The following is a 9,178-nucleotide window of genomic DNA, read 5'->3' on the forward strand; positions in this document are numbered from 1 at the left end:
GGAAATGAGCATCGAGCAGAACGGTCTGCAGCGGATCGACGAAGAAAAGCTGCGAGAGTGGCTGGTCTCCCGGGCCGCCAAATACGCGAAGCTGGACGACGCCCAGATCGACGCCGACACGCCGTTGTCCCAGTACGGCTTGGATTCGGTGAGCGCGGTCGCCCTCGCCGTCGACCTCGAGGACGAATTCGGGATCGTGCTGGGCGTCGACACACTGTGGAAGTACCCGACCGTGAACCTCGTGGTCGAGATGCTTCTCTCGACCCCCCAGCGAAGCCAGCAGGATTAGCGGAGGAACTTCGGTGGATGACCTTTCGACCGCCCACACCGGCCAAGAGCGACGGTGCCCCGTCGACACCTCCTTGCACAGCAAGCTCAGGACGCCGGACTTCGCGGCGAATCCGTTCGACCTGCTCGCCGAGCTGCGGGAGAGCGGACCGGTGCACCGGTGCGAACCACCCGGCGCGGCCCCGATCTGGCTGATCACCCGGCACGCGGAGGGGGCCGCCGCGCTCACCGACCCCCGCTTGGTGAAGGATCCGACCGCGGTCGGCCTGCCCGCGGGCTGGCAGCCCGGCACGGAGACTTCCCAGCTCTGGTCGAAGGATCTGGCGAGCAACGACCCGCCGAACCACACCCGGCTGCGCAAGCTCGTGGCCCGTCCGTTCACGAAGCGCCGCGTCGAGGCGATGCGGCCGGGCATCGAGAAGGCCGCCCGGGAACTGCGCGAGAACATGGTGCGGCACGAAACCTTCGATCTGGTCACCGAGTTCGCCGGCGGTCTGACCACCGCCACGATCTGCGATCTGCTCGGCATACCCGCCGCCGACCGGGACACCTTCCAGGGGTGGGCGGACACGTTCTTCACCGTCACCGTGCCGGGGCAGGCGGACAACGACCTGTTCGTCTCGATCACCAAGTACTTCGCCAGGCTCATCGCCCGCAAGCGCGACGATCCGCAGGACGATCTCCTGAGCGCCCTGATCAAGGACACCGGAGACGACAAACTCGACGGCCATGAACTGATCTCGATGGCGTCGTCGCTGCTGCTCACCGGACACGAGCCCGCCGTCCGGCTGATCGGCAACATCCTGTTCAGCCTGCTCCACCGGCCCGACCTGGTCCGGGAACTGCGAGAGGACCCGTCGCTGATCCCCGCCACCATCAGGGAGATCATCCGATTCGACAGCCCGGCGCTGACCTCGCTGGTCCGCTTCGCCGCCGAGGACATCGAGATGGGTGACGTGGTGATTCGCCGCGGGGACGCGGTGCTGGTCTCGTTGCTCTCGGCCAACCGTGATCCGGCCAAGTTCGAGCAGGCGGACGAATTCCTTCCGGCCCGGGACACCGCCGGTCACCTCGGCTTCGGCCTCGGCATCCACTTCTGCATCGGTGCGCAGCTGGCGCAACTGGAGGCGGAGGTTGCGGTGCGGGAACTGCTGCCGCTACTGCCCGAACTCAGCCTCGCCGTTCCGGAAAGCGAACTGCCCTATCACCCGGGGCTGCAGATGTACGGGGTGCAAAGCCTGCCGGTGCGCCTTCGTCGGACGTGACGATCTCGCTGGCTCCCTTCGCCGAGGTTCGCGCGTTGGTGAACCCGAACTTCTTCGCGGTCGCGACCTCACCGCCCCGTGGCAGGATCGACCCGCACTTGATGCTCCTTGCCCGGGAACCCGTCCGGCTTCTGTTCTGTCGCGCCGAAAAATGCGCGGAAGCTTCGATTTCCGGACGGTATCGGCCGACTTCGCGGCGGAAGGCGAAGAGTGCCCGAACAGTGCGCGGGGTGGCCCTTTTGTCACCGATACGGGGGTGCGCGTGTGGTTCACCTGTGGCCGACCGGTCCGCGATCGGCGGGTTGCCCTTTCGGGCAGGATCGTTGGACGATCGATCACCCGGTTCGCGGAAGCCCCATGGATTACAGGATGGGCACTAAGATCGACCGTAGTTCGCTTCGCCCGGAAATCGCGAGCTTGCGATAGATGTTCGAGAGGTGGAATTCCACGGTGGACGTGGTCAGCTGCAATCGCTTGGCAATCTCGCCATTGCTCAGCCCGCCCTGAGCGAGGTTCGCCACCTTACGTTCTTTCGAAGACATCTTCGAAGTGTCACCGGCCGCCGTCCACCGCCGTAACGCTTCGTCCGCGCGGACTTCCCAAGCTTTGTTGCCTGTCGCGACCGCGGTTTCGCGGAGGCCGCGGAGCGCGGGCTGAACCTCGTCGTGGCGTCCCTCGAGCCGCAATTTGACCGCGAGTTCATACTGGGCTTCCATCAACGTGTTGCGTGCGCCACTGTCTGCCAGGAGTTCGACCGCCTTCTTCAACAGCTCGACATCCCGGCCCGCGGTGGACACCAGGCCGAGCGCGCGTAAGGCGGTACCGATGGCACGGGCGGTGCCCCACCTTCTCGCGTGGCTGAGTTCCTCCTCGGCCAGCGGAAGGGCGATGGTCTCGCGTCCCGTCGCGGCGGCGCAGAGTGCCGCTCTCGAGCGCCAAGGGATGACGGCGGGATTGCTGACCCCCCAGGCGGCGAGTTCCCGGCCACAGGCGATGAAGTCCTCATAAGCCGACTCCGGATTCCCGATCGCCCTGCTGAGCAGGCCACGCGCGGCGAGGACTTCGGCGCGATCGACGACGGCGTCCAGGTCGCCGCTCAAAGCGTGGGTGCGCATCAGGTCGTCCGCGCGATCGAGGTCGCCGAGATCGACCAAGGCCTCGACGGCCCAGGCGACCGCGACCTCGGTGAACTGGTTTTCGACGCCGTTGGTGACGAGAGGGTCGAGCAGCCGGACGGCGGTGACCGAGTCGCCGTTGAGGGACGCGACGCGAGCCCGGAGCACGGTCAGCACCGGCGAGGCGGCCCAGCCCGCGCGGGTCATCGCGCGCTCGCAATGGTGCAGGGCCGAAGCGCCGTCGTCGACGTAGGTGAGCGACAGGATCGCATACCAGAATGTGCCGATATCACGCCAGTTGAACGAGTTCAGGGCTTCCTGGGCGAACTCGGCCGCTTCCCGCGGGCCGTTCCCGTGATTCACCAGCGACATCGCGTGCGTCGCGCTCAGCCGTTCCGGCGGAACAGGGAGCCCGTGGCGGCCGGCGGTCTGTGGCTCGGGCCTGGGACTGCCTGCCACGTAGACCAGGCCACCCAGTTCCGGTCCGACGATGTCGGGTGAAGCGAACTCGAGGATCCGGCGCAGGGCGCTCAAGGCGGCTTCGTCGGCTTCACTCCACCGGCCCAGCGCGCTCAACCGTGCCCGTTCCCTGCGCGCCGCATCGAGGGCTTCGCGAGCGGCCTCGACATCGTCCGGCTTGTCCAGTTCAGTCACACCTTCCCGTGCCGCCCGCCTGTTGCGCCCCGATCGAGTCGCGGAACGCCTTCGTGGGGTCGCTTTCGCCACCCTCGGCGAGGGCCACCTCCGCTTATCGTACTTCGCCGGGTGGACCGGCGGACGCCGGGTGGTCACTCTCCACAGCGCCCCCGTCACCGAACGAATCCGGGGTGCTTGCGTCGATGAGCGTCGCGGTCGGAAAGAGGGTTTTCCCTTACGAAGCGGATGACGGGCGGAGCGCAAGAGGCGATTTTGTCCGACATGTTGCCCGAACTTCCCCCGAGCGGCCTTTATCTTCGGTTTCTCCTCGAAGATCAGACCAGCTGCGAATGAAGAATTCGTTGAGGCCTTATTGGTGCGCTCAAGTCCCGGATTCGGGACCGGTACGGGGTGCTGAACGAGAAAGGGAGCCGGAACGTGGGCCAAAACGTCATCATGGTCACGCAGACGCCTGGGCACGGTTACCGGCGCATCGGCGACGCGGTGGCCGGCGCACCCGAAGGCGCCTTGATCGTGGTGGCACCCGGCCGGTACAGCGAGAACCTGGTGTTGTCCAAACCCGTGACGATCACCGCCGAGGACGGCATCGGGACGGTCACCATCCTGGCCGGCTCCGGGGTCACCGTCTCGGTGGCCACCTCCTCGGCCGCCTTGTCCGGAATCTCCGTCGTCTCCAGTGACAAGGACAATCCCGCCGTCTTCGTGGCGCAAGGTCAGCTGAGCCTCACGGAATGCTCCCTCGACGGAGCGGGCTGGTCCACGGTCTTCGCTTCCGGCGACGGCAAGATCCTGATGCGTGACTGCGAAGTCCGCAATGGCGTTGGGGCCGGCGTCGTGGTCACAGCCGCGGACGGTGGCGTGCTCGAATCCTGCCGCTTCACCGATCTGGGGACCTCCGCCGTGGTGGTCGCCGACGACGGCGCGCTGACGATGCGCGCCTGCACCGTCGTCAAGGCGGCGGGAAACGGCATCTGCCTCAACGGCCGCGGCACGCTGACCGTCGACGACACCACCATCACCGGCACCGGCAAGCCCGCGGTCGCGGTCGAGCAGCAAGCGACGATGAAGGCGAAGCGGCTGTCCGTGTCCGCCGCGGACGGGATCGGTTTCTATCTGGCCAGCACCGGCAACGTCTTCCTCGACGACTGCTCGGTGGAGCGCGTCGGCGCCGAGGGCATCTTCGTGGCGGAAGGCTGCAAACCGGAACTGCGTGGCTGCCGCGTCCGCGCCAGCGGCTTCCGCGGAGTGCACTTCGCCGCCCGCTCCGGCGGCAAGCTCACCAACTGCGAGGTCGCCGAGGTGGACGGGATCGGCGTCCACGTGACCGAGCGATCCACCCCGGAATTCGACCAGCTCTCCGTCGCCGGGAGCAAACGCTCCGGCGTCCGGGTTTCCGACGCCGCCGATCCGTTCTTCCGCCGGTTGCGGGTGCTCGGCTCGGACGGCGCCGGCGTCGAGGTCGACGAAGGCGGCCGCGGCACGATGGAGAACGTAGAGATCGAAGGCGGCGAAGTGGGGCTGCGCATCCTAGGTGGCTCTCGGCTGACAGCGAGCGGGCTGAGCGTACGGGACACCAGGGCCGCCGGTGTCGAGGTCATCGACGCCGCACTGGCCCTGGCGGACAGCGCCATCACCGGTGCCGGTGGGGACGGTGTCCACGCCGGGGGCGGCGCCAACCTGTCGGTCGCCCGTTGCCGCGTGCACGGCAGCGATGGCATGGGCTGCCAGTTCGCCGAGGGAGCGTCGGGCAGCATCACCGATTCCGAGTTCTCCGGCGGCAAGGCCGACGGCATCCGGCTCGACACGCGGGAAGCCGTCCGGGTCTCGTCGTGCACCGTGCGGGACAACCACGGCAGCGGATTGCGGCAGACACGGCCCGGCACGGCGATCGAAGTGCTGGATCTGATCACCAGCGGAAACCTGCGTCCGGACGCGTTCGGGACGTCCGCGTCGGCCGAAGCGGCGCGCCCTTCGCCCGCCGCCGCTCCCGCTCGGGCCAAGACCGCCGACGATCCCCTCATGGAACTGCAGGGCCTCGTCGGACTGGACGGGGTCAAGCGCGAGGTGACGTCACTGATCAATCTCAACAAGATGGCCAAGCGGCGGCAGGACGCGGGATTGTCGGCCCCGCCGATGGCCCGCCACCTGGTGTTCGCGGGAGCGCCGGGAACCGGCAAGACCACGGTCGCCCGCCTCTACGGGCAGGTCCTCGCGCAACTCGGTGTGCTGCGTGAAGGACATCTGGTCGAGGTGGCCAGGGCCGATCTGGTCGCGCAGATCATCGGTGGCACCGCGATCAAGACGACGGAGGCCTTCACCACCGCCCTCGGCGGCGTCCTGTTCATCGACGAGGCGTACACCCTGAGCTCCGGTTCGGGAGGCAGCGGGCCGGACTTCGGTCGCGAGGCCATCGACACCTTGGTCAAGCTGATGGAAGACCACCGCGACGACGTCGTCGTGATCGCCGCGGGTTACTCGACCGAGATGTCGAAGTTCCTCGAATCCAACCCCGGGATGGAATCGAGGTTCAGCCGCACGATCGAGTTCGCCAACTACACGGCGGACGAACTCGTCACCATCGTCCGGACCCAGTGCGCCAAACACGACTATCGCCTCGACGAAGAAGCGGCGGGCGGTCTGCTCGACTACTTCGAGGCGATTCCGAAGGACGGCACCTTCGGCAACGGCCGGACGGCCCGGCGAGTGTTCGAGCGCATGACCGACAGGCAGGCGTCCCGCCTCGCGGAGACTTCGGAGGTGACCGCGGCCGATCTGACGTTGCTGACCGCGGAGGACCTGGAAACCGGTGTGCGATGACCCGCACCCTCCAGGGTTTCGCTCCGTCCATCCGCACTGCCCGAGCAGGAGGCAAGATGAACCACGACACCGTGGATCAAGGCGCCGGTGACTTCCTCGTCGAACGGCGCGGTGCCCACGTGCTGATCCGCCGGATCGGTGAAGCCGTCACTCAAGCCGGCGCCATCGGCTGGCCGGAACCGGTCGACGGCCACGTTTTCGTCCTGGTTTCCCCAGGCGCGGCGAGAGATGGCTCGCTCACCACCGCGTTGCCCGCCCTGTTGCACCGCTCCGTGGTGACGAAGGACGTCGAAGCCGTGCGGATCGCCTTGGCGGGATTCGGCCGGGATCCCTTCGTCCCGCAGGCCTTGGCCGACGCGCTCGACATCGAGATCTTCGCCCCGGACGGCGCCTTCGTCGTCGAACCGGGGGCACTCCTTTACGCGGGGCACGGGACCGGCGGCACCGGATGGCTGCGGTTCCGTCCGGGAGTGCCCGCTTGTCCCGATGGACGACGGTATCCGGTGCCCGCCTGGGAAACCGCGATGCCGGCCACGCCGTCCGGCGTGCCGGGCGCGATCGTCGAACCGATGCCCGCCGCGATCCTCGAGCCGGTGCCGGCCGGTCTGCTGGTGCGGCGTCCGGACGCACGTCCGGCGGCTCTCGGCGACGCGGCTTTTTCGGTGCCCGCCGACTCTTCCGTCGCCAAGATCGTCGTCGGGGCGGAAGGTGCCGTACCGGCCGCCGGGCTGGTGTCCACAGTGGTCGGTCGGCTCCCGCTCGTACCGACGAGGTTGGTCTCACTGTCCACGAAGACCAGTGCACACGCCTGGTTGAGCGAGTTCGCGAAGTCCCTCAGCCGGAACGTCGTCGTCGAAATCCCGCTTATGGATGTGAAGAAGCGGTATCGGCCGTTCGTGGCGCAACTGCTGCAGCGCGCGGACGGAGGTCAAGAGGTACTCGAAGCCGTTGACCCGCCCCGGGGATGGCAGCGGCGCGACACCGTCGGATATCGGCGTGGGCAGGTCATGGCCGACGTCGTCCCGTCAGGGCTCGTGCTGCGCACCGGAGCCGGTGATTCCGCGACCTCGACGGCGCCGTTCGACCCCGAAGGGTGGACGCTGCACCTCGGAACGCCCGGCGAGCCGATCGGACCCGACCTGCTCTCCGCCGCGGAAGCGCTGCTCGGCGAACTCGTCCCGGAAACTCGCAAGGTGGCCCGTCTCCGGTTGCTGGGTGTGCTCGACGACCGGACCCGCGAACTGATCGACCGCCCACCGGCCCTCGTCACCCGGCCGGTTCCCGCCACCGGAGGAAAGCAGGCCGAACCGGCTGAGGAGCGCACGGAAACGCCGTCCGCGCCGTCTGCTTTGGCCAGTCCGGTCGCCGCGACGCCGCGTCCGCAGGGCGGACCGGTCATGCCGGCCGCGCTCATGGTGTCCTCGGCACCGGTTCCGACGGTGTCCGGCGCGGCGGTCGCCGCTCCCGCGCAGGAGCCGGTCGCGGAGGTGCGGCCTTCTCCAGCCGTCCCCACCTTTGTCACGCCGCAGCAGGCGCCACCCACACCGGTCGAGGCGAAACAGACGGCACGGGAGGAGATCCCGAAGGCCGCCGACGCGCGCTCGGACGACACCGTTCCGGTGCCGATGCCGGTGGTGAAAGAGACCCGTGTGGAGGTCTTGAACCGTCCCGTGGCCGAAGTCGCCGAGACGCGGGAGCCCGCCAAGCCGGTCGAACCCCGGGTGGCGACGGGCACCGCGCTCGTCGTCGCCGATCGGGCCAGTACGGCGGCCGAGCAGGCCCGCTTCACCGCCGCGGCCGGTGACGAGTACGGCGAAGCGCTCGCCACGGTGAACGCGGCTTTGGCGACCTGGCCGTCCATGCGCGGCCAGGCCGATTCCGGGGTCAAGGCCGACTACGTCGCGGTCTGCCTGTATCTGGGCCGTGGCCGCGGCGGTTTCGGCGACCTGAACCCCGCCGTCCGCGGCGGGACCGCCGGGGAGATCGAGGGGCAGGTCACCTGTCTCGCGTCGGGACTGCGGCGACTGCCCACCCATCGGCGTGCGGTGCTCCGACAGAGCAAGGACGCGCAGGCACTGGAGCGCACGATCACGCCGGGCTCGATCCTGACCGAGCCCGGGTTCCTCGTCGGCAGCATGGACCTCGACGTGACCGTGCCGGACGCGGATCTCGATGTCCTCATCTGGCCCGCGTCGGCCCGGCGGACGTCGGAACTGCTGATCGGGCAGCCGGTGAACGAGGTCGTCTTCTTCGCCGGGGCCCGGTTCAAGGCCTTGGCGCTGCGGGAGACCGAACCGGCGGGCGAAGAGCAGGGTGAAGAGCCGGCCGCGCCCCGGGTGGCCGCGCTGTTCCGGGAACTCGCGCCCAACGAAGCGGTTCCGGCCTCCGGTGAACTGGACGACCACGATCTGGCCGTGCTGGCGAAGCTCGACAGGGCGCTCGAACGAAGGCATCGCGGTGCGCTGCGCTTGATCGAGGAACCCGGCCTGATGAGCCGTATGACGACTTCCCTCTACGAGTGGCGCGAAGAAGCGTCGGCTCCGGCCGCCGCGGGGCAGACGGTCACGCTGGCTTCGTAACAGGTCCGGTCAAGAAGTTCTTCGACGGAAAGGTGAGCACGATGGCGGACGAATTCCGTCTTGATCCCTCGGGAATGCAGGACATGCTGTCCAGGCTTCGGTCCGACAACGCCGAATTCTCGGCCGCGGTCGCGCAGCTGAACGAAACCCTGGAGCGGTATCACGGTTGCTGGGGTGACGACAAGGCGGGGAAGAAGTTCGCCGAAAGTTATGTGGAAAACGCCAATGACGTGCGGGAAGGGCTGGGAGACCTGTCCGAAGGCGTGGGCGAACTGGCCGAGGGCGTCGCCACCACGGTCGGTGACTTCCGCGATCTGGACGAGGCGAACGCGAAGACGTTCGATCATCAATTGGCCGAAGCTCTTCAGCAGCAACAGCAGAACGCGCCGCAGGATTAAGTAAGTCGGCAGGATTTTTGTTCTTTGACGGCATGACTTTGAGGTGAAGGGGGTGGGTG

The 9,178-nt window shown here is 68.0% G+C and carries 6 protein-coding genes; 5 read left to right on the forward strand and 1 reads right to left on the reverse strand.

Features of this window, described 5'->3' with window-relative positions; all coding sequences use genetic code 11:
* Positions 1 to 4: 4 nt before the first annotated feature.
* A complete protein-coding gene (locus ACZ54P_RS16295; protein WP_465462334.1) occupies positions 5 to 289 on the forward strand; it encodes an acyl carrier protein in 285 nt (94 codons plus the stop codon).
* 13 nt (positions 290 to 302) lie between these two features.
* Positions 303 to 1,553: a cytochrome P450 family protein gene (locus ACZ54P_RS16300; protein ID WP_465462335.1), complete on the forward strand. Its 1,251-nt coding sequence runs from the start codon at positions 303 to 305 to the stop codon at positions 1,551 to 1,553.
* A gap of 362 nt (positions 1,554 to 1,915) precedes the next feature.
* Here the strand turns inward: ACZ54P_RS16300 and ACZ54P_RS16305 are convergent, their stop codons facing one another.
* Complete coding sequence (locus ACZ54P_RS16305; protein ID WP_465462336.1) at positions 1,916 to 3,322, reverse strand: helix-turn-helix transcriptional regulator; 1,407 nt, start codon at positions 3,320 to 3,322, stop codon at positions 1,916 to 1,918.
* Between the two features lie 420 nt (positions 3,323 to 3,742).
* Here ACZ54P_RS16305 and ACZ54P_RS16310 point away from each other — a divergent pair, with 420 nt between their 5' ends.
* The 3 genes from ACZ54P_RS16310 to ACZ54P_RS16320 are packed head-to-tail and all read left to right on the forward strand — an operon-like array spanning position 3,743 to position 9,119.
* Complete coding sequence (locus ACZ54P_RS16310) at positions 3,743 to 6,142, forward strand: right-handed parallel beta-helix repeat-containing protein (protein WP_465462337.1); 2,400 nt, start codon at positions 3,743 to 3,745, stop codon at positions 6,140 to 6,142.
* Between the two features lie 56 nt (positions 6,143 to 6,198).
* A complete protein-coding gene (locus tag ACZ54P_RS16315) occupies positions 6,199 to 8,721 on the forward strand; it encodes a hypothetical protein (RefSeq protein ID WP_465462338.1) in 2,523 nt (840 codons plus the stop codon).
* A 41-nt stretch (positions 8,722 to 8,762) separates the two neighbouring features.
* The gene (locus ACZ54P_RS16320) at positions 8,763 to 9,119 is read left to right on the forward strand and encodes a WXG100 family type VII secretion target (RefSeq protein ID WP_465462339.1); all 357 of its coding nucleotides are present in this window, start codon (positions 8,763 to 8,765) and stop codon (positions 9,117 to 9,119) included.
* Positions 9,120 to 9,178 lie beyond the last annotated feature (59 nt).

The organism is Amycolatopsis sp. NPDC034160 (assembly GCF_055575355.1).

What these genes read in the sequence shown, in the direction of transcription:
- ACZ54P_RS16295 (WP_465462334.1), top strand. Translation starts at nt 5, where the DNA reads ATGAGCATCGAGCAGAACGGTCTGCAGCGGATCGACGAAGAAAAGCTG.
- ACZ54P_RS16315 (WP_465462338.1), top strand. Translation starts at nt 6,199, where the DNA reads ATGAACCACGACACCGTGGATCAAGGCGCCGGTGACTTCCTCGTCGAA.
- ACZ54P_RS16320 (WP_465462339.1), top strand. Translation starts at nt 8,763, where the DNA reads ATGGCGGACGAATTCCGTCTTGATCCCTCGGGAATGCAGGACATGCTG.